This is a genomic window from Oceanobacillus sp. B139/18 (genome assembly GCF_055524595.1).
In genome coordinates this window covers 60,005-86,128 of record NZ_JBVFXI010000001.1, presented here as the reverse complement: position 1 = coordinate 86,128, position 26,124 = coordinate 60,005, and the positions used below count along the sequence as shown (strand labels likewise).

Annotated in this window: 26 protein-coding genes and 2 other annotated features (1 of these 28 running past the window's edge); of the genes, 10 read left to right on the top strand and 16 right to left on the bottom strand. The window is 38.9% G+C overall.

Annotation, left to right across the window (positions count from 1 at the left end; genetic code table 11):
* Nucleotides 1–64, top strand: a binding site (T-box leader) (it extends 110 nt beyond the left edge of the window).
* Nucleotides 65–183: 119 nt separating this feature from the next.
* On the top strand, nucleotides 184–1,173 hold the full coding sequence (trpS, locus tag ACZSMY_RS00385; protein ID WP_341173123.1) for a tryptophan--tRNA ligase: 990 nt from the start codon (nucleotides 184–186) through the stop codon (nucleotides 1,171–1,173).
* Between the two features lie 45 nt (nucleotides 1,174–1,218).
* Here the strand turns inward: trpS and ACZSMY_RS00380 are convergent, their stop codons facing one another.
* The 6 genes from ACZSMY_RS00380 to ACZSMY_RS00355 all read right to left on the bottom strand — a co-directional run bounded on the left by ACZSMY_RS00380 (nucleotide 1,219) and on the right by ACZSMY_RS00355 (nucleotide 6,671).
* On the bottom strand, nucleotides 1,219–1,980 hold the full coding sequence (locus tag ACZSMY_RS00380; protein ID WP_042535469.1) for a YjbA family protein: 762 nt from the start codon (nucleotides 1,978–1,980) through the stop codon (nucleotides 1,219–1,221).
* Nucleotides 1,981–2,126: 146 nt separating this feature from the next.
* Nucleotides 2,127–2,333, bottom strand: coding sequence for a hypothetical protein (locus tag ACZSMY_RS00375; RefSeq protein ID WP_042535471.1), 207 nt, complete (start codon nucleotides 2,331–2,333; stop codon nucleotides 2,127–2,129).
* A 380-nt stretch (nucleotides 2,334–2,713) separates the two neighbouring features.
* On the bottom strand, nucleotides 2,714–3,955 hold the full coding sequence (gene fabF, locus ACZSMY_RS00370; protein ID WP_042535473.1) for a beta-ketoacyl-ACP synthase II: 1,242 nt from the start codon (nucleotides 3,953–3,955) through the stop codon (nucleotides 2,714–2,716).
* A gap of 27 nt (nucleotides 3,956–3,982) precedes the next feature.
* Nucleotides 3,983–4,921 (bottom strand): beta-ketoacyl-ACP synthase III, encoded by a 939-nt coding sequence (locus tag ACZSMY_RS00365; RefSeq protein WP_332093796.1) that lies wholly within the window; start codon nucleotides 4,919–4,921, stop codon nucleotides 3,983–3,985.
* Nucleotides 4,922–5,090: 169 nt separating this feature from the next.
* A complete protein-coding gene (locus tag ACZSMY_RS00360) occupies nucleotides 5,091–6,047 on the bottom strand; it encodes a BMP family ABC transporter substrate-binding protein (protein WP_256704913.1) in 957 nt (318 codons plus the stop codon).
* Between the two features lie 18 nt (nucleotides 6,048–6,065).
* Nucleotides 6,066–6,671, bottom strand: coding sequence for a hypothetical protein (locus ACZSMY_RS00355; RefSeq protein ID WP_042535479.1), 606 nt, complete (start codon nucleotides 6,669–6,671; stop codon nucleotides 6,066–6,068).
* 145 nt (nucleotides 6,672–6,816) lie between these two features.
* On the opposite strand from ACZSMY_RS00355, the gene ACZSMY_RS00350 reads away from it, so the two are divergent.
* Both ACZSMY_RS00350 and ACZSMY_RS00345 read left to right on the top strand, forming a co-directional pair.
* On the top strand, nucleotides 6,817–6,993 hold the full coding sequence (locus tag ACZSMY_RS00350) for a DUF2929 family protein (RefSeq protein ID WP_084613006.1): 177 nt from the start codon (nucleotides 6,817–6,819) through the stop codon (nucleotides 6,991–6,993).
* 218 nt (nucleotides 6,994–7,211) lie between these two features.
* Nucleotides 7,212–8,033, top strand: coding sequence for an undecaprenyl-diphosphate phosphatase (locus ACZSMY_RS00345; protein WP_042535481.1), 822 nt, complete (start codon nucleotides 7,212–7,214; stop codon nucleotides 8,031–8,033).
* A 73-nt stretch (nucleotides 8,034–8,106) separates the two neighbouring features.
* Here ACZSMY_RS00345 and ACZSMY_RS00340 read toward each other — a convergent pair whose 3' ends face one another.
* The gene (locus ACZSMY_RS00340; RefSeq protein WP_040979684.1) at nucleotides 8,107–8,418 is read right to left on the bottom strand and encodes a metal-sulfur cluster assembly factor; all 312 of its coding nucleotides are present in this window, start codon (nucleotides 8,416–8,418) and stop codon (nucleotides 8,107–8,109) included.
* 62 nt (nucleotides 8,419–8,480) lie between these two features.
* Complete coding sequence (gene yjfP / locus ACZSMY_RS00335; RefSeq protein WP_256704915.1) at nucleotides 8,481–9,245, bottom strand: esterase; 765 nt, start codon at nucleotides 9,243–9,245, stop codon at nucleotides 8,481–8,483.
* Nucleotides 9,246–9,398: 153 nt separating this feature from the next.
* Here yjfP and ACZSMY_RS00330 point away from each other — a divergent pair, with 153 nt between their 5' ends.
* Together ACZSMY_RS00330 and ACZSMY_RS00325 are read left to right on the top strand one after the other, a co-directional pair.
* On the top strand, nucleotides 9,399–10,241 hold the full coding sequence (locus ACZSMY_RS00330; protein WP_465147391.1) for a Cof-type HAD-IIB family hydrolase: 843 nt from the start codon (nucleotides 9,399–9,401) through the stop codon (nucleotides 10,239–10,241).
* A gap of 114 nt (nucleotides 10,242–10,355) precedes the next feature.
* Complete coding sequence (locus ACZSMY_RS00325) at nucleotides 10,356–10,619, top strand: NifU N-terminal domain-containing protein (RefSeq protein ID WP_042535487.1); 264 nt, start codon at nucleotides 10,356–10,358, stop codon at nucleotides 10,617–10,619.
* Between the two features lie 109 nt (nucleotides 10,620–10,728).
* On the opposite strand, the gene ACZSMY_RS00320 is transcribed toward ACZSMY_RS00325, so the two are convergent.
* The gene (locus tag ACZSMY_RS00320) at nucleotides 10,729–11,148 is read right to left on the bottom strand and encodes a hypothetical protein (protein ID WP_052485098.1); all 420 of its coding nucleotides are present in this window, start codon (nucleotides 11,146–11,148) and stop codon (nucleotides 10,729–10,731) included.
* A gap of 16 nt (nucleotides 11,149–11,164) precedes the next feature.
* Nucleotides 11,165–12,007 (bottom strand): YitT family protein, encoded by an 843-nt coding sequence (locus ACZSMY_RS00315; protein ID WP_332093798.1) that lies wholly within the window; start codon nucleotides 12,005–12,007, stop codon nucleotides 11,165–11,167.
* Between the two features lie 94 nt (nucleotides 12,008–12,101).
* On the opposite strand from ACZSMY_RS00315, the gene ACZSMY_RS00310 reads away from it, so the two are divergent.
* The gene (locus tag ACZSMY_RS00310; RefSeq protein ID WP_042535492.1) at nucleotides 12,102–12,959 is read left to right on the top strand and encodes a DegV family protein; all 858 of its coding nucleotides are present in this window, start codon (nucleotides 12,102–12,104) and stop codon (nucleotides 12,957–12,959) included.
* Between the two features lie 84 nt (nucleotides 12,960–13,043).
* On the opposite strand, the gene tyrS is transcribed toward ACZSMY_RS00310, so the two are convergent.
* Nucleotides 13,044–14,321 carry a tyrosine--tRNA ligase gene (tyrS, locus tag ACZSMY_RS00305; protein WP_042535493.1) on the bottom strand — a complete coding sequence of 426 codons (1,278 nt, stop codon included), beginning with the start codon at nucleotides 14,319–14,321 and terminating at the stop codon, nucleotides 13,044–13,046.
* 112 nt (nucleotides 14,322–14,433) lie between these two features.
* Nucleotides 14,434–14,667: a binding site (T-box leader), on the bottom strand.
* A 126-nt stretch (nucleotides 14,668–14,793) separates the two neighbouring features.
* Between tyrS and ACZSMY_RS00300 the strand changes: the two genes are divergently transcribed.
* The 4 genes from ACZSMY_RS00300 (at nucleotide 14,794) to ACZSMY_RS00285 (ending at nucleotide 19,955) form a co-directional block, all read left to right on the top strand.
* Nucleotides 14,794–17,310: a transglycosylase domain-containing protein gene (locus ACZSMY_RS00300; RefSeq protein ID WP_226895001.1), complete on the top strand. Its 2,517-nt coding sequence runs from the start codon at nucleotides 14,794–14,796 to the stop codon at nucleotides 17,308–17,310.
* Between the two features lie 184 nt (nucleotides 17,311–17,494).
* Nucleotides 17,495–18,127: a GNAT family N-acetyltransferase gene (locus ACZSMY_RS00295; protein WP_042535494.1), complete on the top strand. Its 633-nt coding sequence runs from the start codon at nucleotides 17,495–17,497 to the stop codon at nucleotides 18,125–18,127.
* Between the two features lie 29 nt (nucleotides 18,128–18,156).
* Nucleotides 18,157–18,804, top strand: coding sequence for an acetoin utilization AcuB family protein (locus ACZSMY_RS00290; protein ID WP_212929567.1), 648 nt, complete (start codon nucleotides 18,157–18,159; stop codon nucleotides 18,802–18,804).
* A complete protein-coding gene (locus ACZSMY_RS00285) occupies nucleotides 18,801–19,955 on the top strand; it encodes an acetoin utilization protein AcuC (RefSeq protein ID WP_465147390.1) in 1,155 nt (384 codons plus the stop codon). The genes ACZSMY_RS00290 and ACZSMY_RS00285 overlap by 4 nt, the downstream gene beginning before the upstream one ends.
* Nucleotides 19,956–20,067: 112 nt before the next feature.
* On the opposite strand, the gene ccpA is transcribed toward ACZSMY_RS00285, so the two are convergent.
* The 5 genes from ccpA to murC form a co-directional block, all read right to left on the bottom strand.
* Nucleotides 20,068–21,063, bottom strand: a complete 996-nt coding sequence (ccpA, locus tag ACZSMY_RS00280) for a catabolite control protein A (RefSeq protein ID WP_042535498.1) — start codon at nucleotides 21,061–21,063, stop codon at nucleotides 20,068–20,070.
* 547 nt (nucleotides 21,064–21,610) lie between these two features.
* Complete coding sequence (locus tag ACZSMY_RS00275) at nucleotides 21,611–22,687, bottom strand: bifunctional 3-deoxy-7-phosphoheptulonate synthase/chorismate mutase (RefSeq protein ID WP_465147389.1); 1,077 nt, start codon at nucleotides 22,685–22,687, stop codon at nucleotides 21,611–21,613.
* Nucleotides 22,688–23,044: 357 nt separating this feature from the next.
* On the bottom strand, nucleotides 23,045–23,641 hold the full coding sequence (locus ACZSMY_RS00270) for a YtxH domain-containing protein (RefSeq protein ID WP_042535502.1): 597 nt from the start codon (nucleotides 23,639–23,641) through the stop codon (nucleotides 23,045–23,047).
* Nucleotides 23,642–23,660: 19 nt separating this feature from the next.
* Nucleotides 23,661–24,074, bottom strand: coding sequence for a DUF948 domain-containing protein (locus ACZSMY_RS00265; protein WP_042535504.1), 414 nt, complete (start codon nucleotides 24,072–24,074; stop codon nucleotides 23,661–23,663).
* Nucleotides 24,075–24,721: 647 nt separating this feature from the next.
* Nucleotides 24,722–26,017 carry a UDP-N-acetylmuramate--L-alanine ligase gene (murC, locus tag ACZSMY_RS00260; RefSeq protein ID WP_465147388.1) on the bottom strand — a complete coding sequence of 432 codons (1,296 nt, stop codon included), beginning with the start codon at nucleotides 26,015–26,017 and terminating at the stop codon, nucleotides 24,722–24,724.
* Nucleotides 26,018–26,124 lie beyond the last annotated feature (107 nt).

Genomic DNA, 26,124 nt, shown 5'->3' with positions numbered 1-26,124 from the left:
TACTAATGAAGTGATTCTATTTATAGAATAATCAGGGTGGCAACGCGGTTCATTCGTCCCTATTTTGGGAATGAGTGGGCTTTTTTTATTGCCTGGGAAATAATTCAATATTTAATCCTGATTCCTCAAGCTCACACAGCGGATATCTTTTCTGCTTGGAAATAAATAAATGAGGTGAAGACATTGCAAACTATTTTTTCAGGAATTCAGCCTAGCGGCACATTGACCCTAGGAAATTATTTAGGTGCACTTCAACAATTCGTCGAATTACAGGATGAATACGATTGTTATTTCTGTATTGTTGATGAGCATGCAATCACTGTTCCACAAGATAGATTAGCGTTAAGAAAAAATATCAAATCATTAGCTGCACTTTATCTGGCATCAGGAATCGACTCGAATAAGGTAACCCTGTTTGTCCAATCTGAAGTTCCGGCCCACACGCAGCTGGCATGGATTTTGCAGTCCATCAACTATATTGGCGAACTGGAAAGAATGACACAATATAAGGATAAATCAAAAGGACAGGAAGCTGTTTCTTCTGCTTTATTAACTTACCCTACACTTATGGCAGCCGATATTTTACTGTATAATACAAATGTCGTTCCTGTTGGGGATGATCAGAAGCAGCATCTGGAACTGACCCGTAATTTAGCACAACGCTTTAATCACCGTTTCAACGATATTTTTACAATTCCAGAAATTCGTATTCCAAAAGTTGGTGCACGGATTATGTCTTTACAGGATCCGACGAAAAAGATGAGCAAATCAGATACGAACCAAAAGGGATACATTTCTATGCTGGATGAACCAAAACAAATAGAAAAGAAAATCAAAAGTGCGGTTACCGATTCAGAAGGCATCGTGAAATTTGATAAAGAAAATAAACCTGGCGTCTCCAATTTATTAACCATCTATTCTGTTTGTACTGGAGAATCTATTGAAGCTCTGGAGAAAAAATATGCTGATAAAGGCTACGGAGATTTTAAACAGGGTGTAGCTAATGCAGTCATCAGTGTATTAGAACCAATCCAAGAAAAATATAAAGAATTAATCGACTCAGAAGAGCTGGATCTTATTCTGGATGAAGGAGCCGAAAAAGCTTCTATCACTGCTGGAAAGACATTAAAAAAAGCAAAAAAAGCGGTGGGATTAGGCAGAGTCAGAAAATAATGCTAAAAAAACAAGGAAACGATTTTTTACCGTTTCCTTGTTTTTTTAATTTTGTTTCGATGTATTTTCTTCGGGCTCCATTTCAGCTTCCCACATTCGTTCCAGGAAAGCCTGCCCACGTATCAGTTTCCTGCAAAGTTCTTCATGCGCTCGACTCCAGCCGTCTTTTAAGCCGTTATAAAGCGCCTCCCAAACCTCCTCTTCATTCATATATTTAATAGAAGGATATTTTTTAGGATTCCATTCTGTAAGCCAATACCTTAATTCTTGTTTATTATTTGTTGTTTTTAACTGATCTAATCCAATCATTAACAGCTGTTTAAGCTGACGTTCTTTCCTTGTCAGTCCATGAATAAAAGATGGCGGCATAGATAGCATATGGTATTCCTTTTGATAGCTTTCCTTTTTAAAGCCGTAGTTTTTTTGTTCTGCTTTTTCAATCATGCTGTACACTAATTGTTCCTGTCTGGGTATCAGCCTGCTTTTTCTAACTGGAATATAATACCCCGCTGTATCAAAAGCAAGTATTTCCATGCCATCTGTGACTACAGCTGCATATTCCAATACCGTTCTTTTTTGTCCTTTTCGTATCGTTGCTCTTTTATAGATACTATCGAGTAAATCTTTTGGAAGCTCACGAATATCATTTTCAATGTATTCGAATAGTTCGCTCGATATGTACAGCAGCGGTACTTGATCTAATAATTCAACAGAATCAGATTTTCGCCATTCGTGGAAGGGGCATACATTATATCCGTTCTCTTCCCCTTCAAACCAATTTACCCAAGCGTCATGTAAATATAACATTTCCTAACCCCACCTTATCTGCCATTTATTATCTTTTAGTTCAAAAGAAAAATTTGATGCGTTATATTCTTGTTACGTTCTATATCTTTTGAACTTGAAGGTTAAAATACATTATGACCATCTCTCATATTTTTATGCGAAATCACTTATTTTTCTACACTAAAATGACGGAGGGAAATAAGGATCAGCAATAAACCTAAAGGAAGAAAATAACATTCTAACCGCCCTGCTATAAATGTAAAATAGTCAGCCCAGCTTAACCCGGCGGGGAGAAAATTGAAATATGCTATGATAGTAACACTTCCTGTAACTGTCATTCCAAATCCAACTAGAAATATAAAGAAAGAGCCCATCGTATCGCCTCACCTGCTTGTCCGTTTATATCATTCTATGTGCTTGTCCCACGGAAAATACAAGGTTTTTACAGGATGTTAGAAAAACCAAGAATACTGCTTCGTCTTTAAAACATCGGTGTTCTTGCCGAAGAGATGTCCGCTACGGGAAGTCGCTTTCCGCGGGCAACGGCTTAGCCTCCTTTAAAGAAGACTTGCTGATTGGCAAGTTTTCTTTAAAGGAGGCTGAGCTCAAGCCCACGGAAAGCGGAGTGTATTTCTGGGGTTGCGATTACTCACCCCGTGAAACCCGTTGGAGCGGATATATTCAGTATTTTTTTATACTTTCTTATTCTTTAAGAAAAAAGCCTATCCCTAAAAAAGGGATAAGCTTCTTTTAACTATGCTTCATATTTTTTAAACACTAGCGCTACATTATGTCCGCCAAAACCTAATGAATTACTTACTACTGCATTCACTTCCTGCTTTCTGGCTTCATTTGGCACATAATCTAAATCACATTCCGGATCCGGATGTTCATAATTAATAGTTGGAGGGACAATTCCATCAATGATTGCTTTAATGGAAATAATTGCTTCAATCGCCCCTGCAGCTCCTAATAAGTGACCAGTCATTGATTTCGTTGAGGAAATAGCTAAACTGGACGCTTTTTCACCAAAGACCGTTTTAATCGCCTCTGTCTCATACTTATCATTCAAGTCTGTACTTGTCCCGTGCGCATTCACATAATCAATATCATTGGAATCCAGCTTTGCGTCAGCAATTGCATGCTGCATCGCCCGGGCAGCGCCCTCCCCATTATCAGCAGGTGCTGTAATGTGGTATGCATCGCCTGTTGCTCCATAACCGACAATTTCTGCATAAATTTGTGCGCCGCGTTCTTTTGCGGATTCCAGTGATTCTAAAATCAGGATACCCGAACCTTCACCCATAACAAAACCATTTCTTTCTTTATCAAATGGGCGGCTTGCTTTCTTCGGATCATCGGTTGTACTTAATGCTTTTGCTGACGTAAATCCAGCAAATGCCATATTGCTGATTGGCGCTTCTGTACCGCCGGTAATCATTGCATCTGCATCACCGCGTTGGATTGCTTTGAATGCATCTCCAATAGAGTTTGCACCAGAAGAGCAGGCTGTTACTGTACAAGCATTAATACCTTTGGCTCCTAATTGAATAGACACTTGTCCTGCAGCCATATCCGGAATCATCATTGGCACAAAAAACGGGCTGACACGTTTCGCACCTTTCTCTAAAAACTTTGAATGCTGGTCCTCCCATGTTTTCATTCCCCCGATTCCAGAACCAATCCAGACACCGACACGGTCAGCATTCTCATCTGTAATTTCTAATTTTGCATCCTCTACAGCCATTTTCGCAGCTGCCACAGCATATTGTGTAAAAGGATCCATTTTGCGGGCATCCTTTTTCTCCATATAAGCAGCCGGATCAAAATCTTTTATCTCGGCAGCTACTTTCGCTGTGAATTGTTCTTTATCTACTTTCGTAACAAAATCAACACCTGATTTCCCATTAATAATGCTTTCCCACATCGTAGAAACATCATTACCAACGGGAGTTACAGCTCCTAGTCCTGTTATTACAACTCTTTTTTCCACGATAGTAATCCTCCTTTAATTAGATAAAGCTTACCTGCCCCAGCGCATTGCAACCGCTCCCCAGGTTAAACCTCCTCCGAATCCTACTAATACGATTAAATCATTATCTTTTATTTTACCTTCTTTTACTGCTTCAGACAAAGCCATAGGAATCGAAGCAGAAGAATTATTTCCAAAACGCTCAATCGATTTCGCCATTTTAACCTCGGAAATACCTAATCGCTCTCTTGCCGCTTCCATAATCCGGATATTTGCCTGATGCGGAACAAGATAGTCCACATCTTCACGAGATAATCCAATTTTTTCAACAACATGGATGGTAGACTCCGGCATTTGCCTCACAGCAAATTTAAAAACCTCTCTACCGTTCATGATGATATGATCTTCTTTATTTAAATAGAGTTCCTTCCCTCCAGCGCCATTTGCGCCGAGTTCAAAGGACAGGATACCTTTCCCTTCAGATACTTCACCAATGACCGCTGCTCCAGCACCATCGCCAAATAAAACACAGGTCGAACGGTCGGTCCAGTCTGTAATTTTAGACAGTTTTTCACTCCCGACAACGAGTACATTTTTATACGTACCTGCTGCAATGAATTGATTTGCTGTAATCACACCATACATAAATCCGGCACAGGCTGCTCCAACATCCATTGCTGCGGCATTTACAGCACCTAATCTATCCTGGATCAGGCAGGCAATGGATGGAAAAGCTGTATCCGGTGTTACTGTCGCTACCAGAATTAAATCAATATCTTCCGCTTTCACATTTGCATCTTTCAGCGCTTCTATGGATGCATGATATGCCATATCTGAAGTATCAATATCGTCTGTAGCCAGCCTTCTTTCATGAATTCCGGTCCTGGTTCGAATCCATTCATCGTTTGTATCAACGATTTTCTCCAAATCATGGTTGGTAACTACATTTGTAGGCAAATAATGGCCGGTCCCTAAAATACCGATACTCATTTAACCGCGCTCCCCTTCTATAATAACATTAATATCAAACATTATGACTTGGTACTAATTTTAAGATAAAATGAATTGGATAGCAAGTTACAATTTTACCCCTTCTTCATAACCAGGCTATCCAATTTCTTTTTTGATTTATTATATTTTTTGATTACTGCTTCGCCGCTCAATATTCATTTGGCAATAAACCTGTTTCAATGTACGCTTCGATGTCTTCCTCTACTTGAAGTCTTACCTCATCGGGGACAGCGGATTGAAATTCACCAAGTGATATAAAACCATCTTTAAAATCATAGGTATAAATTTTTCCTTCCAGCTCCTGCTGGTTAAATTCGTCTGCTGCTGCTTGATATAACTCTCCAACATGTTGAATCGTGCTTGTTAATACGGCATCCGGCGCAACTTCCATTTGATCCATCATATATCCGATTCCATAAAGATTATCCTCTTCTGCCTCTTTCAAGACAGCTTCACTGAAAGCATCTCCAATCGGATACACAACATCTGCACCTTCTTGCTGCATGGCATTATAATTTTTCAACGCCAGTTCCACGTTATTCCAATCATTTGTATAATTGAATTTTATCTCTGCCTCATTGTTTACATAATTGACCCCTTCAAAGAATCCTTCAATTTCCGGCTGCCAAGCATTTGCCGCAATAATCCCTATCTGCTGGCTTTCTGTCATATTTCCAGCAACCATACCAGCAAAAAATCCCATGGCATGCCCATTAAAATTAAGAGAGGTTACATTTTCTCCGGACTCTCCTCCATTCACGTAAACAAAATGAACATCTGGATAACTTTCTGCCAATGACATAAAATATTCTCCATAAATATTACTGTGCCCGTAAATCAAATTCACACCATCTTGAACAAATTGGTCAACAGCTTCCTGCATATCATGCATCGTTTGTATATTTTCTTTATAATAAACATCTACATCATATTTTTCCCCAATCTCCTCCATGGCCTGATATCCTTGCTCTGTCCAAGGGTTATTATCTATTTCTGAATCCGTTATAAACCCGACATTTTGTATTTGACCCGTCTCAAAATAAGAGCAAGCAGACAATGTACAAATCAAAAACAGAAGGATTGTTGGATAGTAGATATATTTCAACTTAGCACACCCATTTCATTACCGAAGTCGCTTATTAAATGTTTGTATTGTTTTTATTACTTCATCTATATCTCTATTTTCCAGCAGAACCTGCTTTTTTTCAACTTTTGTGTTTGTTAAGTTATCGTTAACAGAGATAATCTCTATTAATTTTGGCAAATGGGTCATTTTTATCCATTGCATCAATACATTTAAAAAATCTTTGATATAAATCGCTTTGTTTTGCCATTCTTTATCTGCAAAAGAAAGCAGTCTGCCGTCTGCAATCAATCCATTTTCGTTCATTTCCATTCCTTCCCCAATAAGATAGGGAGCGGAAATCACTGTTGTGTCTGCATAATTTGATATCTTATGTCCGTTTGCATCGGTATATATATGCAATATCTTTTTAGTATACTGCGGCAAATCCGTTATATCGGAATGATGATTAATGACAATTGCCAAATCATATGGACTTATCACTTGACCCGTTTCTTGAAAATGACTGTTCCTTCCAAAAAAATCTTCCAGTCCAGAATCGATTTGATTATCCCGCTTTCCATCGACTTGGCAGCCCGCATCTAATAACTCTGTTACTATATGGTAGCCAATCCAATGATTGTGGGGAGTAACGAATACTCGCAAGGAAAACACTCCTTTATAGTCATATTCAGGTAAAGAACCATTAATTTTCATGATTTTTTTAAATTCTTTACAGCAACAAAAAGCTTTTCATGTTAAAATAGTATTTATGGTACGCTTAGATAAGGTAGTAAAGTGAGGTGGACTTATGCGTTTTATAGCAACTATTTTTTGGGCTGTAGCTATTTCTTTAGCAGTCTCTTATGTATTGACAAGCATGGGCGCAGCACCATTTATTGTTCGTGATGCACTGATTGTAGCGGGTATTTTTTCTATATTCGTTTTTGCTTTAGCTGGTCTGGTTTTGAAAGAAGACACTAAGTAGGTAAAACCCCTTGTCTTATTCTATGCGGCAAGGGGTTTCTATATTTCTAAAATGCCTTTTATTAAAGAAAACGTTCTATGCTTATCATTTTTAGCATATTTACATATAAGGACAGGCTAATAAATTGGAATGGACAAAATTGATTGTAGTTCTGCTTTGTTCATTTTAAGAAATAACTGTACAATCAGAGAAGAAAAAATAAAGGAAGGTATAAAAACATGGACGCTTTAAGTAATTTATGGACACTGATCCAGTATTTTGTTCTTGGTATCGTACAAGGAGTTACCGAACCAATACCGGTATCCTCCAGCGGACACTTAATCATTGTCAGAGAGCTGTTTAATATTGAAGCAAGAGGGCTTTCTTTTGAAATCTTTGTTAACTTCGCTTCTCTACTGGCTGTAATGCTGATTTACCGCAAAGATATTATACGTTTAATCGTCAGTACATGGAAGTTCTTATTCAAAGGAGATAAAACGGTCAAAAGTGACTTTATGTTTGTTGTTTATCTCGTCATCGCAACCATTCCTGTCGGGATTATCGGCGTGTTATTCGGAGATGCACTTGGCGAAACGCTGAGCGGAACGAATGTAGTCGGGATAACTTTATTAATCACCGCTCTTGCTCTTTGGATTATCCGTAATCTCAGAGGACGCAAACAGGATGGAGATTTATCAACAAAAGATGCTATCATTGTCGGCTTGGTTCAATCGATTGCTGTCACGCCGGGAATCAGCAGATCCGGTGCAACTATCGTTGCTTCGATGCTTGTCGGCATGAAAAAGGAAACAGCTTTACGATTTTCTTTCCTGCTCTATATTCCGGTAAGTCTTGGTACAGGTATTCTTGAAATACCTGAAATCGCCAGTGACCCGGCAATGAGTTATCTATGGGCACCTTATCTGGTAGCATTCATTACGTCCTTCATTGCCAGCTATTTTGCACTTAAATGGTTTATGAACGTGATGCGGCACGGAAAACTGGAGTATTTCGCATACTACTGTGTCATCGTCGGTATTCTTGTATTGATTTTCTTATAATAATCTCCAAATATAAACAAAGGCATCCATTCTTTTTAGACGGATGCCTTTGTTTATATTCTGCTCTCTTTTATCAATCTGGAATACCTAAGGCAATCTTCGCATAGCGGGACATCTTATCTTTACCCCAAGGCGGATCCCAAACAATATTTGTTTTTGTTTCTTTTACTTCTGGAATATCTGATAAAGCATGCTTGATATCTGCCTCAATATGCGCAGATAAAGGACATCCCATTGCAGTCAATGTCATCGTAACTACACACAAGCCATCATCATCCAAATCTACATCATATATTAAACCAAGATTGACAATATCAATACCTAGTTCCGGATCAATAACGTTTTCTAATGCACCCATTAGATTCTCTTTCATCGCTTCATCCATACGTGTCATCCTCCTTTCCCTTGTTTCTATTAAATCATACTTTAACATGTAATTAAATCATTTTACAACAGATGCCGCTCAAACCACTCTGCAGCGTGGTGCATTGCCGGCACACTAACTTTATGCTCCCTGCCTTTTTCGCCAATAAATTGCAGATGGTCTTTCTTTTTATAAGCCTGCTTGACTGTTTGGTAAAAGGAGTGCGATTGTTCATAAGGAACTACTTTATCATTTTCCCCATGCCAGAACATTAACGGACGTTCGTGAAGTGATTCCACGTGGGCAGACAAATCTAATTCAGCCAGCTGTTCAAACAAATCATCCAAATCTTCTTGTGTAAATGGTGTCTTCCCATTCTTTTCAGCATACTGCAGTAATTGGTGCGCATATGCTTGCAGTTTAGGGGTACCCATCATAACAGCCGCTGCATTGACCCAGGAATATTTGACAAGCGCAGCACTTGTTGTAATTCCTCCCATGCTGGTTCCAGCTACACCTAATGCATTTTCTTTTAAAAGCTTATTTTCTAATAAGTATTTCCGGATAATAACCAATTCACGAATATTTTTTAACACGATTTCAAAAAAAGCGAGCTGCCGTTTATCATCTGATAAACCGCTGTTTCTTTCCCCATGGTGCAGCGCTTCCGGTAGAAGCACCCGAAATCCTTTCTCAGCAAGCATGTAGGCTATCGGCAAATTTTGCTCCTTCGCGCTTGTAAAACCATGGTAATAAATAACCGTCGGCCGTTCCCCGCCAGCATACTTTTGATCGACAACATGCAAGCAAGGTATTCCCTCGATTGGTTCCTGATATATTCCTATCATTTCTGACACGCTTCCTTTCACTTATCAACGTACTATCTCTATTGTAAAGTTTTTGTAATATCTTTCGCAAACAATGCAGCTTTTGTTTAATTTTTCTTTACTTTACATATTTTCAAATCATGGTAACATAAAAATCAAATGAGAGGTGACAGAATGGAAAATAAAAACAGGCACTTAATCGCATTGGATTTAGATGGTACGTTATTGACAGATGATAAGAAAATCAGTATTCGAAATAAACAGGCGATATCTCAAGCAATAGATGATGGCCACGTGGTTGTTATTGCCACCGGAAGACCCGGCCGTGCCAGTATTCAATACTATCAGGAACTCCAATTAAAAACACCGATGGTAAACTTCAATGGAGCACTTGTACACCATCCTCTGGATACCAACTGGAAAGGTATTCACACGCCAATGCCCCTGACTACCGCACATCGGATTATTGATGTTTCCAACGAAGTCGAAGTAAAAAATATATTAGCTGAAGTGCAAGACCAGGTTTATTTAGATCAATACAGTGAAGATATTATGACTATCTTTCAAGATTTCCCCGAGCAATCACCATATATTATCGGCGACATTAAATCTAAATTAAAATATGATCCGACTTCTGTTCTTATTCATCCTAACGCTTCGCAGGTAGAGGAGCTGCGAAATCATTTAAATGATTATCATGCGGAAGTCATTGAACATCGTAAATGGGGCGCTCCATGGAATATCATTGAAATTATCAAAAAAGGAATGAATAAAGCAGTCGGGCTAAAAGCTATTGCTGACGAATATCACATTGCCCGTGAAAATATTATTGCTTTTGGCGACGAGGACAATGATTTAGAAATGATTGATTATGCCGGTGTCGGTGTTTCTATGGGAAATGCGATTGACGACCTTGTCTCTGTATCCAAACATCAGACCTTAACGAATGAAGAAGACGGTATCAGCATATTTTTAGAAGAATATTTAAATCTTAATAAGAATAACAGCCTTGTGTAATGGTTATTAAGAAGGGAGTCTGCAGATAAAACATATGCAGCCTTCCTTTTCTTTATCTCTTTTCGATTTTCTGTTAATATAAACTTACGAACAATTAAATGAGGAGGTACTCATATGGCAGTACATATTTCCCCGACACCAAATCCAAATGCAATGAAATACACATCAGATAGTGTTATTTTTTCTGGGACAAACAGTATTTCTGTTATGCCCGGTGATGTTAGCGAGCATGAAATTTTAAATGAATTAATGAAACTGGAAGATGTTGATAACGTATTTGGCTATCAAAATTTTATTACGGTCAACAAACATTTTGACGCTGACTGGGAGAATATTAATCCCAAGGTAGAAGAAATATTTGTTAAATTCGGCTATTAAGAAAGAGGCCGGGAGCTCCCCGGCCTCTTTCTTGTTATCTTATAAATCCCCGGAACCGCTTATGGTCTAGCAAATCCGGGGATTTTAAATAATACTGGCAAAAAACAGCTTATTCTTCTGTATCTATCGGTACATAATTTGCGTTAATCTCATTATCATCTTCATCTTTTCCATACATCACGACGAATGGAGGCTCCTCATGACTAAGCGTATCTTCGGAGAATGTCTCCATGATTTGAAAGCTTTGAAAAGAACCTGCATCTGCTTCTTCCAAGTCTACCGTTGTTTCCTCTTGAATGGTTTCTCCATCCTGTTCAATTCGATAGAAAAAAGCATTTCCTTCTGTTCTTACCTGACCAACGATATGGAATTGTTCTCCATCTGCTGTAATGTCAATTTCCTGGAACATTACGGTGCCTGTCGTTTCATTATTTTCCTCCGGAGCACTCGGCTCAATGACTTCCCCATCTCTATTCCCACAGCCTGCCAATAGTACGAGCACAGCAATAACAGCATACCAACGTTTCATACATATACACACCTTTTTAATCTTTTCTAAAGAACCCATATACTCCAGCAGTTTCTACAATATTTGTAAATGCTTCTGGATCTACTTCATTGATAATTCTTTCTAAATCATATAATTCATATCTTGTCACAACAAGATACATGAGACTTTTATCTGTTTTCGTATACGCTCCCTTTGCAGGCAAAATCGTAATCCCGCGAACCATCGTATCATGGATGGCTTTCTGCAGCTCGTCCGTTTTCTTAGTAACAATAAACGCGGTAACCTTTTCATAGCGTGTATGAATGGTGTCGATCACACGGGTTGTCACATAAAGCGTCAGCATAGTGTATAAAGCATTTTCAGGTTCATACAAAACACCTGCAATAACAATAATCATGGAATTCATAATTAAAAAGTAGTTGCCAATGGGTTTATCTTTCAGACGGGATAATATCATTGCCACAATATCCATACCGCCTGTAGAAGCACCTGCTTTTAATGTGATACCAACACCGACTCCTGCGATAACACCGCCAAATACAGCATTTAAAATGATATCATTCGAGATAGAAACAAGCGGTAAAATTTCTAAGAATAATGTGGAGAAAAATACTGATATGACACTATAAACAGTAAATCCCTTTCCTACCTTTAACCATCCTAAAATCAAAACTGGAATATTTAAAAGAGCTAATAAAATACCTGTGGATAGGCCGATTCCTAAGAAATCATTAAAAATACTGGATAATAGCTGAGCCGCTCCCGTAAATCCACTGGCATAGACATTTGCACCGATAAGAAAGAAGTTTAAAGATGCAGCATTTAATAATGCTCCAAGTATTACTATACTTATCCTCTTAGCTTCAATATAAAACACAAAACAGCCTCCTTTATTAAATTTTTGACTAAATATTCAATTAAACGTAAACTTATAATTAAATCTTATTTAAATAGAAACGGATGTGATTAAAATGGCAATCACCATTCTGGCAGACAGCGCATGTGATTTATCCGAACATTATTATAACGAATATAGTATTGAAATGATACCTTTAACTGTTCATCTTGAATCAAAAGATTATCGGGACAGTGTCGATATTAAACCGAAGACAATCTATGATGCAATGCGGGAAGGACAGACACCAAAAACATCGCAGGCATCAGCAAACCAATTTAAAGAAATCTTCACTTCTTATGCGGAAGCAGGCAAGCCTCTACTCTATATCGCTTTTTCATCGGAATTATCCGGAACCTGCCAAGCTGCAAAAATGGTTGAACAAGAAATTAAAGAGAAATATCCTGAAGCAAAGCTGCACATTATTGATTCCAAATGTGCTTCACTGGGCCTCGGTCTAGTCGTACTGGAAGCAGCTAAAATGGCTCAAAAGGATATCTCTTTTGATGAAATCATTCAGCAAACCGCCAAAAACGCCGCACAGATGGAGCATATATTTACTGTGGACAATTTAGAGTATTTATATCGCGGCGGCCGTGTCAGTAAAACCGCTGCCTTTGTCGGCGGCTTATTGAATATCAAACCTCTTCTGCATGTCGACGGAGGAAAGCTTATTCCTTTAGAAAAAATTCGCGGAACGAAGAAAGTGCTGAAGCGCATGATAGAGGTCATGGAAAAGCGGGGCAGCAATTTCCAAAATCAAACCATTGGAATCAGCCATGGTGATGATTTACCTCGTGCACAGGAGCTTTCCAGAATGATTCAGGATACGTTTCATGTCAAAGAAGAAAATATTATTATTGAAATGGTTGGTTCCGTGATTGGCGCGCATTCAGGTCCCGGCACGTTGGCTTTATTCTTCTACAACAAATAAAATATATACTTCGCTGTATATACTGTATTGGAGGAAAAAATAGATTTGACGTTATCACAGCGTCAAATCTATTTTTTCTTCTTTTTATTGAAAACGAATCAAGAAATATTTTTTCTTTCCTCTGCGGATAACCGTGAAAGCATCCCCTAAACGGTCCGCTTCATCTACCACGTAATCCAAATCCTGAACACGTTCTCCGTTAATGTAGATAGCCCCATTTTTCACATCTTCTCTTGCCTGCCGCTTCGATGAAGAGATAGAAGCATCCACTAATAAATCGATTAAGCTGGAAGGTTCTTTCCCCGTATCATGATTGGGAACATCCTTAAACGCTTGTTCTACTTCATCTGCTTTTAATTGTTTGATATCTCCGCTGAATAATGCTGCAGAAATTCGCTGCGCCTGATCCAAAGCAGCCTGGTCATGGATGCTGCGTGTCATTTCTTCTGCCAGACGGCGCTGTGCCACCCGTTTTTCCGGCTGTGTTTCTACTTCTTTTTCCAGCTCTGCAATTTCCTCATCTGACAGGAAAGTAAAGTATTTGATAAAACGAATCACATCACGATCATCAGCATTGATCCAAAACTGGTAAAATTCATATGGAGATGTTTTTTCAGCATCTAACCACACGGCATTCCCGGCGGTTTTTCCGAATTTTGTTCCATCTGCTGTTGTGATTAAAGGAACAGTTAAGCCAAATGCTTCAGCAGTTTCTCCTTGGTTCTCTCTGGAACGGCGAATAAGCTCTAACCCTGCTGTGATATTCCCCCACTGATCACTTCCGCCAATTTGCAATGTACAATTTTCTTCTTCGTATAACCGTAAAAAGTCTAGTGATTGCAGAATCATGTAACTGAATTCGGTAAAGGTAATTCCTTGTGCAAGTCTTGCAGCAACCGAATCCTTAGACAGCATGTAATTAATCCCAAAATGCTTTCCTGCTCCGCGAAGGAAATCAATGATTGTCATATTTCCCAGCCAATCGTGGTTGTTGCGGGAGACAACTTGATTATCGCTGGAGGTATCATCCATATCTACAATTTTGGCAATTTGCTTTTGAATGCTTTCCGTAAAACCAAAAACAACCTCTTCGGTATTCAAGCTGCGTTCACTTGAACGGCCGCTTGGATCACCAATCATCCCGGTTCCCCCTCCGACTAAGGCAATCGGTTTATGACCAGCCCGCTGAAACCGGCGCAGCATCGTTAAAGGGACTAAATGTCCGATATGCAAGCTGTCCGCTGTCGGGTCAAAGCCGCAGTATAAGGTTACCTGATTATTTTCAAGATGCTTTTCTAATCCATCCCGATCTGTTACTTGATTTACCAACCCTCTGTTTTCTAAATCCTGTAAAATATTCATATTATTTCCTCCTGCTTATTTGTATTTTCTTTTTACTGACAATGCCAGCTGCTCCCCGCTTTTGGGACATCCTTTTTAAGGTAAATAAAAAAACCCGCCTCCTCTCTGGTAAGAAAGGGACGAGTTGGATTCGCGGTACCACCCTTGTTGCTATTATAAAATAGCCGCTTAAGGTTTGTTAACGATGGTTGTCACCGTTCTTCTTATTATCCGCCTCCATGACGCGAATAATAAAAAGAAAAACTCCAGATTGTAATTCGCAAGTGAATATATACTGACTCGCACCATCCGTCAGTTCTCTAAGACAGGGATTCACGTTGCTACTTCGATCCTTCCATGTTTCTTTCATAAAAAATTAAATTCATATGATACTATTCATAGCATAAATAGTTCTTCTATGCAAGCCTTTTTCCGTCTTACTACCAAACTGTATTTTCACTATGTTATAATAAATGTTGAAATAGGAGGTCTAATGTCTATTATGAAAGAAAAACTGCAACGTTTTTTTAATACTGTTAAAGACTGGTGGAAAAAAGGTATCCTCCAGCAGACATCACGAGTTACATACGACGTTGTTTGGAATATTGTATTATTTGTCATTGTGATTATCGGCATCGGCGGGATTTTTGCCGGCGGAATCGGACTTGGGTACTTTGCCTCCCTGGTTTATGACGAACCATTACGAAGTGAAGCATCTATGGCAGATGATATTTACAATTATTCTGAGACATCCAGTATTTATTTCGCTAACGATGTCTACCTGGGAGATATCCGAAGTGATTTATATCGGGAAGAAGTAGCACTTGACGATATCTCACCTACATTGATTGATGCGGTTATCGCAACAGAGGACGAGTATTTTCACGAGCATAACGGTGTGGTGCCAAAAGCGATCTTAAGAGCGACGGCACAGGAATTTCTAAATTCCTCTGTCCAAACAGGAGGAAGCACACTGACACAGCAGCTGATTAAGAATCAAATTCTAACAGACGAAGTGTCCTTTGACCGGAAAGCCAAAGAAATATTATTAGCAATGCGGCTGGAAAATTATTTTACAAAAGATGAAATCATCGAAGCTTATTTAAATATTATTCCTTATGGCAGAAATTCATCCGGCCGTAATATTGCAGGTATACAGACAGCATCTAAAGGTATTTTCGGTGTAGAGGCATCTGAATTAACACTTCCGCAGGCTGCATATCTGGCCGGCCTTCCGCAAGGTCCTTCTTCCTACACACCATTTACAGCGGAAGGTGCGCGAAAGTCTGAAGAAGAATTGCAAGCTGGAATCAGCCGGATGAGAACAGTTTTAAATCGCATGCATGATATGAATTTTATTTCAGATGAAGAACTCGAAGAAGCTGCCAATTATGATATTGCCAGCGATTTTATTGATGCGATCCCTTCTTCTACAGACGAATATCCATATGTCACTTATGAAGTAGAGAAAAGAACCAAGGATATTATTCAAGGTTTATTAATGGAAGAAGACGGCGTGACTGAGAAAGATTTGGCAGAAGATGACGATTTACGAGCTGAATATGCGGAGCGTACAGAAAGAGAATTACGTGACGGCGGCTATCAAATCCATACGACGATTAATAAAGAAATGTACGACGCCATGGAAGAAGCAGCAGACAATTATTCAGACTATGGATATGCCAGAACGTTTACCGCTACAAACAGTGATGGGGAAGAATATGAAGTAACACAGGAAATCCAGACTGGTGCGATAATGGTTGAAAATAACACCGGCAAAATAATTTCATTTATCGGCGGACGCGGTTTTGATGAAGATCACCAGGTAAATTTCGCTACGGATACAAGACGCTCTATCGGCAGTACCATCAAGCCTTTGCTTGATTATGCGCCGGCGATGGAAGAAGGCGTTATTCAGCCGGGAACACCGATTGCAGACTATCCTAGGACATTTGCTGGTGGATGGCCTCCGCGTAACTATGGAGGAGGAAATTATGGCCTTGTCTCTGCCCGTACAGCGCTGGCCAATTCCTATAATATTCCTGCTGCCGCCGTGTATATGGAAATAATCAATAATGACCCTGCTGCTGAATATTTGGAAAAGATGGGCATCACTTCATTAACGCCTGGTGATCATGTTCAGCCATCTCTTTCTATTGGCGGAATGGACCATGGTATATCAGTAGAAGAAAACGTCAATGCTTTCTCCACCTTTGGCAATAACGGGAAGTTTGCAGATGCTTATATGATTGATAGAATCACAAACGCTGAAGGCGATGTGATTTATGAGCATGAAACGGATCCAGTAGAAGTATTTTCACCTGAAACAGCTTACCTGACAGTCGATATGATGCGGGATGTGATTGATAACGGGACAGGTAATTTCGTGAATTCCCAGCTTCAAAACACAAATGTCGACTGGGCTGGAAAAACAGGAACATCTCAGGATTATCATGACGCCTGGTTTGTAGCAACTAATCCAAATATTACCTTTGGAACTTGGATTGGCTATGAAACGCCTGCTCCCATCAATCATGAGTATCATCTGACATACAGTCAGCGGAATATGAAGTTGTGGGCGGAGGTTATTAATGCCGCCGCGCAGGTAGACCCTGTCCTGGTAACACCGGAATCAACGTTTGAACGTCCGGACGGCATTGTAGAAAGAAGCTACTGCGCCGTTTCAGGAATGCTTCCATCCGATTTATGTGAAGATGTAGGTCTGGTTAAAACAGACTTATTTGATTCCCGTCATGTGCCGACAGAAGAGGACAATAGCTTAACCAGAGGCAGCAGACGCGTTTTAGAATCAGATGACGACGGCAGGTCATTCAGCAGAAGCAACGGGATTATGTTCAACCCTGACTGGCTGAGAGAAAATGGTTATGATGATATGGATGACTTTTCCATGCTCTATCCTCGAACAGAAACAGATAAATGGCTGAGAATTGGCATACCAGTCAGTATGTCCTCATCCAGCTCAGACGATGACGGTGATGATGACGATTAACAAATGATATATATTTTTAATAAAACTTCACTCTATCAAGCAAGGGATATCCGCTTATAGAGTGAAGTTTTTTATTACATACCATAAGCTTCCTAACAATTATCAAAAAATACTAAAAAAATGCTGCGATTTTCTGTATAATGGATGGTAAGAGCATTTTGTATCTCATAAAGGTGGTGGATGGATGAAACACATAAAGGAATTTGATTCAATCCTTTTAGAAACAGAGGCAGGTCTGCTGACAATCGAAGGTCCTGTTTCACGCTCCCAGTTAGAACAATATCATTTTCATGAAGAATTAACTGCATTCCGGCCTGCTGACAAACAATTTGAAGCACTTTTAGACATCGCAGAGCTGGAAGAGTCCAGAATTATCATTGCACGTACAACAGATACCATTATCGGCTATGTGACTTACCTGCATCCTGATCCATTGGAAAGATGGTCCAAGTTCAATATGGAGGATTTAATTGAATTAGGCGCAATTGAGATTATCCGGAAATATCGGGGCGGAGGCGTCGGGTCTACACTGCTCCGGCAATCCATGAAGGACCCTTACATGGAAAATTATATTGTCATTTCTACAGAATATTATTGGCATTGGGATCTTGATTACAGTCAATTAAGTATCTGGGATTATCGGAAAGTGATGGAAAAGATGATGGCAGCGGGAGGGCTTCTTCCAGCTCCTACAGATGAACCGGAGATAAACTCTCATCCGGCTAACTGTTTGATGGTCCGTATAGGAAGTAATGTGCCGCAAAAATCCATTGAACGATTTGATAAATTGCGTTTTTTAGGTCCGAATCATTATTAACAGAGATATAACTGAAGGGGGATTCTACTATGCTAGTTGAAGAATTAATGAACAGGAATATGATAACGCTTCCACCGAATGCAACAATCAATGAAGCATTGCAGCTGTTAGAAAAGCATAAAATCAGACATATCACGATTGTAGATGAAGCGATGCAGGTGCTCGGTATTGTTTCTGACCGCGACGTAAGAGATGCAAGCCCATCCACTTTTTTGGATACAAGTGATTTTCATATTCTTAACAAAGAGATTCAGACCATTATGACGAGTCCGGTGATAACGATTCATCCCATGGATTTTGTCGAAGAAATTGCTTATATTTTTTATGACAAAGAGATTGCCTGTTTACCGGTTGTCAGCCAAAACAAACTGGTTGGTGTCGTAACCGAAAAAGATATGCTCTATAAATTGATTCAATTGACCGGAACACATGAACAAAGCTCCCTTATTGAAGTAAAAGTACCTGATCTGCCTGGACAGCTGCCAAAGGTGGCAAGTGTATTCGGCAACCATAATGTAAATATTGTTTCCGTATTGCTTTATCCTTATAAGGATCCTGACTATAAAATACTTGTCTTCCGTGTTAAAACGTTAAATCCGATGCCTATTATCAATGACCTTCGAGATGCCGGCTATACCCTGCTCTGGCCAAATAATATTATGGAGCCAAAGAAATGACGAAGCAGGCAGGTTTTATTTATACTTCTAATTTTTTAAACTATCAATTCTCAGAAGATCACCCTTTTAATCACAAGAGGACCTTACTGACGAAGGAACTGCTGGAAGAGCAGGCTACCTTAACAGCAGAGGATTTCATTGTACCTCGGGTTGCATCAGATGAAGAGATTGCTCTTTTTCATGATACAACCTATATTGAAGCGGTTAAAAGAGCCGGCAGCGGAGATTTAATAGCAGATCGGGCACAGGAGTATGGCATAGGAACAGAAGATACACCTATTTTTCCAAATATGCATCAAGCTTCTTCTGCATTAGTTGGAGGCAGTCTCACTGCTATTGATAAAATATTAAACGGAGATTATAAAAAAATAACCAATATTGGCGGCGGACTTCATCATGGATTTCCACATAAAGCCTCCGGGTTCTGTATTTATAATGATTGCGCGATTGCTATTAAATACTTGCGGGAACAGGAGGATTTGAAAGTGCTTTATGTAGATACAGACGCACATCACGGGGACGGCGTGCAGGCTGGTTTTTATGATGATCCGAATGTATGCACCTTTTCTATACATGAAACAGGCCGTTACCTTTTTCCAGGTACGGGAAACGTAAATGAAAGAGGAATCAAAGGCGGACACGGCTATAGTTTTAATTTACCTATTGATGCTTTTACAGAGGATGATTCTTTCTTAGAATTATATGAAACAGCTTTACGGAAAATTGCTGCGTTCTTCAAACCAGATATTATTGTGACACAAAATGGAGCGGACAGCCATTTTCTTGATCCTTTAACACATTTGTGCGGCACCATGAAGATATATGAGAGAATCCCTTTGCTTGCCGCTGAAATTGCAGATACGTATTGTGATGGAAGATGGCTTGCTGTCAGCGGCGGCGGATACGACATGTGGCGTGTTGTGCCACGTGCGTGGGGACAGGTGTGGAATGTGATGAAAACAGGAAGCTGCTGTAAAGGTCCCCTTCCTGAAAAGTGGCTGAAAAAATGGCAAAAGGAAGCTCCCGTAGCCCTTCCGGCAAATTGGCAGGATGCAGCCGATTCTTATCCGGTAATTCCTAGAAGGGCTGAAATCACAGAGAAAAACAAATTACTGTTAGAAGATATGCTTAAGTATACTGCGATTATTTGATTGTAATGGAGGTTAGATTTCTTCTTTTTCAAACCAGTACTGTCTCTTATCAGCCATAGAAAAAGACAAAGCAGTTTATGATTCAAAACTGCCTTGTCTTTTTTGTTGTGTGTTATTTTGTAGAATCTCTGAATTCCATACGATGCGGCAATACCACATTTTTCTCGTCTACTTCCTCATCGTTCATATATTTCGTCAGAAGACGCATACCTACTGCACCAATATCGTAGGTAGGCTGGACAACGGTAGTCAGTTTAGGACGTACCATGCTTGCCAGCCGGATATTATCAAAACCAAATACCTCGATATCCTCAGGGACTTGCAGTCCATTATCCTGCGCGCCATGAATAACACCTAGAGCAATTTCATCATACATCACAAATACAGAAGCTGGGCGTTCCTCTAATTTTAAAAAGTGCTCCATTGCTTCTATACCTGTTGAATACGCATAAGAACTCTTATATATATAATCTTCTTTAGGCTCTATATCAGCCTCTTTCAATGCACGCAGATAGCCATTCGTTTTTAAAATGTTCACGCTTGTATCTGATTCACTGCCTACTAAAGCAGGCTGTTTGTTTGTCTTCTCAATCAATGATTTTGTTGCTTCATATGCAGCCAGTTCATAGTCAATATTGACGGAAGGAATGGTGTCTGTCGAATCATACGTAGAAGCCAGTACAACTGGAACAGAGCTTGTCTGAAACTGATGAACATGGTCCTCCGTGATATTTCCGCCCATAAACAGGATACCGTCTACTTGTTTTTCCAGCATTGTATTGATCAATTCCAATTCCTTGTCCTTGTTTTGATCCGAGCTGCTTAAAATAATATTGTACTTGTACATTGTCGCAATATCCTCAATTCCCCGGGCAAGCTCTGAAAAGAAGATATTCGATATATCCGGAATAATCGCACCGATGGTTGTTGTTTTCTTACTTGCCAGTCCGCGTGCAACTGCGTTAGGACGATATCCTAATTGTTCAATCGTTGCTAATACTTTCTTTCGTGTGGTTGGTTTTACATTTGGATTTCCATTGACAACACGAGATACGGTCGCCATGGAAACATTTGCTTCTCTTGCTACATCATAAATTGTAACAGTCATGTTTATCTACCTCCTAAAATTCATTTTATCGCAGTGCATCTGGCTGAAACCGGGACTGCCAATGTTGTCAGGTTAGTGCGACCGCTGGAGAAAAACACAACGCTTTCCCATAGGAGTCTTCGTGTTTTTCCTTCGCTAGACAGTTTTATTACTATCTGTATCAAAATTCATCAAAATCATTAACCTGTCAATATTGCCGGGATTACTCGTCCCATCGAAGAGCTTTTGCAAGACTCCCGTTTCAAGCATAGTCAAAATCGGGAAATACAGCCCTGCTGAATAATGTTTCACTTTAAACAAGAACTAATGCTGCATCTATTTATATATCATACGCTACCATGAAAAAAATTACAAAACTTTCATGAAAACAAAATGAAAATTTTCATAAACACACTATAAATATAATATACCTTTATCTTATTATATCCAAACTTGAAACTTTGAAAACATTTTCAACGTTTTATTTTAGCGCAGATCCTGTATAGCATTTTTTCTATCAAAAAAACTGCCCCAAAAATTATACCACTAATTTTTGAGACAGTCTTTATTATTTTCCTAAACGCTTTTCAACATCTTTGATTTCTTTAAAGAACTGATCGAATGTCGGGATATCCATTTGCTGAGCAGAGTCAGAAAGAGCAACTGCCGGATCCGGATGAACCTCTGCCATTACGCCGTCTGCTCCGACTGCGATAGCAGCTTTAGCTGTAGGCAACAGTAAATCTCTTCTGCCTGTAGAATGTGTTACGTCTACAAAAACAGGTAAATGAGTTTCTTGTTTTAAAATAGGTACTGCAGAAATATCCAGTGTATTACGTGTTGCTTTTTCGTATGTACGAATTCCACGTTCACACAGCATAATATTTTTGTTGCCTCTGGACATGATGTACTCTGCTGCATTTATGAATTCCTGAATGGTTGCAGATAGTCCGCGTTTTAACAGGACAGGCTTTCCAGCATCTCCAGCAGCCTTTAACAGTTCAAAGTTCTGCATGTTTCTTGCACCGATTTGAACGACATCAATATAATCAACTGCCTGTTCTAAATCTGCAGGATTTACAATTTCACTGATAACAGCTAAATCATACTCATCCGCTACTTTTTTCAGGATTTCTAATCCTTCGATTCCAAGTCCTTGGAAATCATATGGAGATGTTCTCGGCTTAAATGCCCCGCCGCGAAGTAATTTCAATCCTTTTTCTTTTACAGACGCAGCTACTGCAGCAACCTGCTCATATCCTTCTACTGCACATGGACCAAATACATAGCTGATTCCGCCATCGCCGACTTTTTCCCCTTTAAGCTCAACGACTGTATTTTCAGGCTGTTTCTTTCTCGATACTAAAAGTGCCTTGCTGTTATCTTCTTCTTGAAGCTCAAGACTTGCTTTGAAAATTTCTTTAAAAATATGTTCAAGTGTTGAATCCTGAAATGGACCATCATTGTTACTTTTAATTTTATCCAGCATCTCACGCTCACGCACTGGATCAAATCGCTTAATGCTCTGCTTGGTTTTTAATTCACCAATCTCTTGATTAATGCCTGCTCTCTTGTTAATCAATTCTAGTATTTCCAGATTGACCTTGTCCATTTGTTCTCTTAGCTGTTCCATTTCATTACTCATTAATACACACTCCTCAAGTCACTTAATCTGTTTAATCATTTAGAATAATTAGAGACCATTATAGCTAAGATTCTTCTATTTGTCACCATCTAATTAATGTAAAATTTTAATTCTTAGAGAAAATACGGAAAAATGGAACCATTAATTATATTATATATCTTGGAAGAAGGGCCAAAAGCCCTCCCCTCCTCCTTTATAAATCCAATATATTTTCACTTTAAAAATCAGCGGAGTTCTACAATCATATAGAACGAAACTTCATTCAGCGGGAATTTTACGGGCGGTTCTCCGGGACAGACAAGATATAATTATAAAAAAACATTGATGAGTAAAAATGCTCATCAATGTTTTTAAGTATTATGATTTTTTATTTGCTTCTTTTTTTACTTCATTAACTGCTTGTTTTGTTTCTTTTTTTACTTCTGCTGTTTTTTTAGAAGCAGTTTCTTCTGCCTCTGCTTTTTTATCAGCAGCTTCTTTTTTTACATCTTCTATTTTATCTGATACCTCATCTTTTAAATCCGAAGCCTTATCTTTTGCATCATCCAGCTTCTCACCAGCAGAATCTTTTACATCTTCTGCTTTATCCTGAGCATCATTCAGTTTATCTTCTACGACATCCTTCAAATCAGCCGTTTTTTGTTTTACGCTTTCTGTAAGCTCCTGAGATTTATCTGCAACTGTCTTGGATAAATCAGAAGTTACATCCACTGCTTTCTTCGTTAAATCGGAAGTTGTAGAATAAGCTTTATCTTTCCATTCCACACCTTTTTCCTGAGCTGTTCCTGCTAATTCTGTTGCACGATTTTTCACTTGAACCGCACTATCGTTTAAATCACTGCGCAGTTCTTTACCTGATTTTGGTGCAAGCAACAATGCTGTCGCAGCTCCTACAAAACTTCCTACAAGTGTTCCGATAATAAAATCCTTCGTGTTAATCTGATTGTCTGCCATCCGTATAACCTCCTAAGATTTAATTAGACTTGTGTTTCCGATTATTCCAATACTCAAAAATGGAAGCACCCCATTTTACTGCTTGAGCAGCTTTTTCCTGGTCCTCTTTTGAGTGCTTTGAAATAATATTAGATAATTGCTGTAATGACTTATTAAAGTCTTCTACTGTATCACCTATTCCCTTTGCTCCCTGGATTAAACCATCAAGCTGAGTTGATTTTTGAGTTAAATCAGCTACCAGCCCTTTAGAATCCTGAACAACCTCTCTTGCATCTTCTGTAACTCCGTTTACCTGGTGATTGATTTTCCCTAATGTTTCCCGAACTTCTTCCATTGTTTTCTTTGTGTTGAACACTAAAATAACCGCATAAATCATTAATATGAGCAAGGCTATTATGGCAATTGCCAGTGCACTATAGAGGATAACTCCCATAAACTTATATCACTCCTTTATTTCTTGATTCATCCATATTGATTAAATACGTTTTAAGGGATAGTATGTACTTCATAAAGAGGTTGTCCAAATAACCCGGTAAAAATGTATTGGATAAAACATTGCTTTATCCAGTCTGCAGGAAAACACGATTATTTGGCTCTTTAACATCTGCGGTGAAGTAAACGGCATACTTATCCGTATCACTTTTAGCCCATTCCATACCGGGAGAGCTGGCACCATAATTTATTCTTACCCTGCATAGCTAAAGAATAAACTACATTTTCCCTTAAAAGATTTAATCCATATACTTATTGTATCTTATTTTTCCGTTAAAATACAACATCAATCTATATCCAGTATAGAATGCTGCAGCTAACCGCCCTTACATCGAATGAAATTTCATTCAGCAGGTATTTTCGAACAGCTGTCTTTACTGTATTTAAGATACATTGCTTTCATCAATAGTACTGCAAGAATGGCTTATATCTGCCCCTGTGTCGCTGTTTAGCAACGAGAGCCAGTGGAGCCCCGGAAATTCTCTAAGCACTCCATAGACAGCTCTTTAGCCTCTCAGGATAAACGAGATTGCCTGCACACCCACGGCAAATAGAAAAAAGCAGTGAACCGCTTCACTGCTTTTTCATTTAGGCTAGTGTCTCTTCATAGGATTTCTGGAATTTTTGAATATCTCCTGCACCCATGAAAATCAACACGCTATCTTTATATTCTTGTAGCACATTGGTATGCTCTAAATCTAAAATATCACTTTCAGGAATCAAATTTTGCAGATCCTCAATAGTTAATTGACCTGACTGCTCTCGAGCCGACCCAAAAATATCACATAAATAGACTTTATCTGCTTGGTTTAAACTATCTGCAAATTCTTGTAAAAATGCTTTTGTACGTGTAAAGGTATGCGGCTGAAAAATAGCAACCACTTCTTTATTTGGATACTTTTTACGAGCTGATTCAATTGTTACTGCAATCTCCTTAGGATGATGTGCATAATCATCTACAATTACCTGAGAATCAATTGTCTTTTCTGTAAAGCGTCTTTTAACCCCTTTAAAAGAGCTTAATTCCTTCATAAATTCAACTGGAATTCCTTCGTAGTGACAAATCGCTATCACTGCTAGTGAATTTAAAATCGTATGATTTCCAAATGTAGGAATGAAGAAATGCTCATAATAGGTGCTTCGAACATATACATCGAATTCTGTTCCCTGCTCTGTCTCTACCACATTTTTCGCTTGGAAATCATTTGTCTCATTAAAACCATAATAAATAATCGGCACTTTCGTATGAATGCCTTGAAGTTCTTCATCATCACCGCATGCAACAATACCTTTTTTCACGCGATCAGACATAGATTGAAAAGCATCCACTACATCATCTAAGCTTGTAAAATAATCCGGATGATCAAAATCAATATTTGTCATAATCGCATAGTCCGGCTCATAGCTTAAAAAGTGTCTGCGATATTCACAAGCTTCAAAAGCAAAATATTTACTGTCAACATGCCCACGCCCTGTCCCGTCTCCAATTAAATAAGAGATTGGATAAGCACTTTCCAAAACATGTGATAATAATCCTGTCGTTGTCGTTTTCCCGTGTGCACCTGTAACAGCAATACTTGTATACTGCTTCAACCATTCGCCTAAAAACTCATGATACCAATAAAATTTACAACCAAGCTCTCTCGCTTGTTTTATTTCAACATGGTCTTCAGGAAAAGCATTTCCTGCTATAATCGTATAATCTGATTGAATATTATCTTTTGAAAAAGACAGAATAGGAATATGTTTTTCTTCTAATGCCAGCTGTGTGAAAATACGGCTGTCAATATCTGAACCCTGTACTTTCTCACCTGAGTCATGAAGAATTTGTGCTAATGCACTCATCCCTGTTCCTTTAATACCTATAAAATGGTAAGTTGTCATAAAACGAACCTCCAACGTTTTTTCATCCATTCATTTTCATGTCATTTTATTTGTTATCAGCGGCTCTGTGTCAAGATATTATATAACCGCAATCCCATTCAATGGAT

Excerpts from the sequence above, each read along its gene's own strand:
- ACZSMY_RS00275 (WP_465147389.1), bottom strand. The coding sequence starts at position 22,687 with ATGAGTAATGAAATGGAACAGCTAAGAGAACAAATGGACAAGGTCAAT.
- ACZSMY_RS00350 (WP_084613006.1), top strand. The coding sequence starts at position 6,817 with ATGCGTTTTATAGCAACTATTTTTTGGGCTGTAGCTATTTCTTTAGCA.
- ACZSMY_RS00320 (WP_052485098.1), bottom strand. The coding sequence starts at position 11,148 with ATGAAACGTTGGTATGCTGTTATTGCTGTGCTCGTACTATTGGCAGGC.
- ACZSMY_RS00290 (WP_212929567.1), top strand. The coding sequence starts at position 18,157 with ATGCTAGTTGAAGAATTAATGAACAGGAATATGATAACGCTTCCACCG.
- murC (WP_465147388.1), bottom strand. The coding sequence starts at position 26,017 with ATGACAACTTACCATTTTATAGGTATTAAAGGAACAGGGATGAGTGCA.
- ACZSMY_RS00330 (WP_465147391.1), top strand. The coding sequence starts at position 9,399 with ATGGAAAATAAAAACAGGCACTTAATCGCATTGGATTTAGATGGTACG.
- ccpA (WP_042535498.1), bottom strand. The coding sequence starts at position 21,063 with ATGACTGTTACAATTTATGATGTAGCAAGAGAAGCAAATGTTTCCATG.
- tyrS (WP_042535493.1), bottom strand. The coding sequence starts at position 14,321 with ATGAATATTTTACAGGATTTAGAAAACAGAGGGTTGGTAAATCAAGTA.
- ACZSMY_RS00365 (WP_332093796.1), bottom strand. The coding sequence starts at position 4,921 with ATGAGTATCGGTATTTTAGGGACCGGCCATTATTTGCCTACAAATGTA.
- yjfP (WP_256704915.1), bottom strand. The coding sequence starts at position 9,245 with ATGATAGGAATATATCAGGAACCAATCGAGGGAATACCTTGCTTGCAT.
- ACZSMY_RS00380 (WP_042535469.1), bottom strand. The coding sequence starts at position 1,980 with ATGTTATATTTACATGACGCTTGGGTAAATTGGTTTGAAGGGGAAGAG.
- ACZSMY_RS00325 (WP_042535487.1), top strand. The coding sequence starts at position 10,356 with ATGGCAGTACATATTTCCCCGACACCAAATCCAAATGCAATGAAATAC.
- ACZSMY_RS00285 (WP_465147390.1), top strand. The coding sequence starts at position 18,801 with ATGACGAAGCAGGCAGGTTTTATTTATACTTCTAATTTTTTAAACTAT.
- ACZSMY_RS00300 (WP_226895001.1), top strand. The coding sequence starts at position 14,794 with ATGTCTATTATGAAAGAAAAACTGCAACGTTTTTTTAATACTGTTAAA.
- ACZSMY_RS00265 (WP_042535504.1), bottom strand. The coding sequence starts at position 24,074 with ATGGGAGTTATCCTCTATAGTGCACTGGCAATTGCCATAATAGCCTTG.
- ACZSMY_RS00270 (WP_042535502.1), bottom strand. The coding sequence starts at position 23,641 with ATGGCAGACAATCAGATTAACACGAAGGATTTTATTATCGGAACACTT.
- ACZSMY_RS00375 (WP_042535471.1), bottom strand. The coding sequence starts at position 2,333 with ATGGGCTCTTTCTTTATATTTCTAGTTGGATTTGGAATGACAGTTACA.
- ACZSMY_RS00295 (WP_042535494.1), top strand. The coding sequence starts at position 17,495 with ATGAAACACATAAAGGAATTTGATTCAATCCTTTTAGAAACAGAGGCA.
- ACZSMY_RS00345 (WP_042535481.1), top strand. The coding sequence starts at position 7,212 with ATGGACGCTTTAAGTAATTTATGGACACTGATCCAGTATTTTGTTCTT.
- ACZSMY_RS00340 (WP_040979684.1), bottom strand. The coding sequence starts at position 8,418 with ATGGATGAAGCGATGAAAGAGAATCTAATGGGTGCATTAGAAAACGTT.
- ACZSMY_RS00310 (WP_042535492.1), top strand. The coding sequence starts at position 12,102 with ATGGCAATCACCATTCTGGCAGACAGCGCATGTGATTTATCCGAACAT.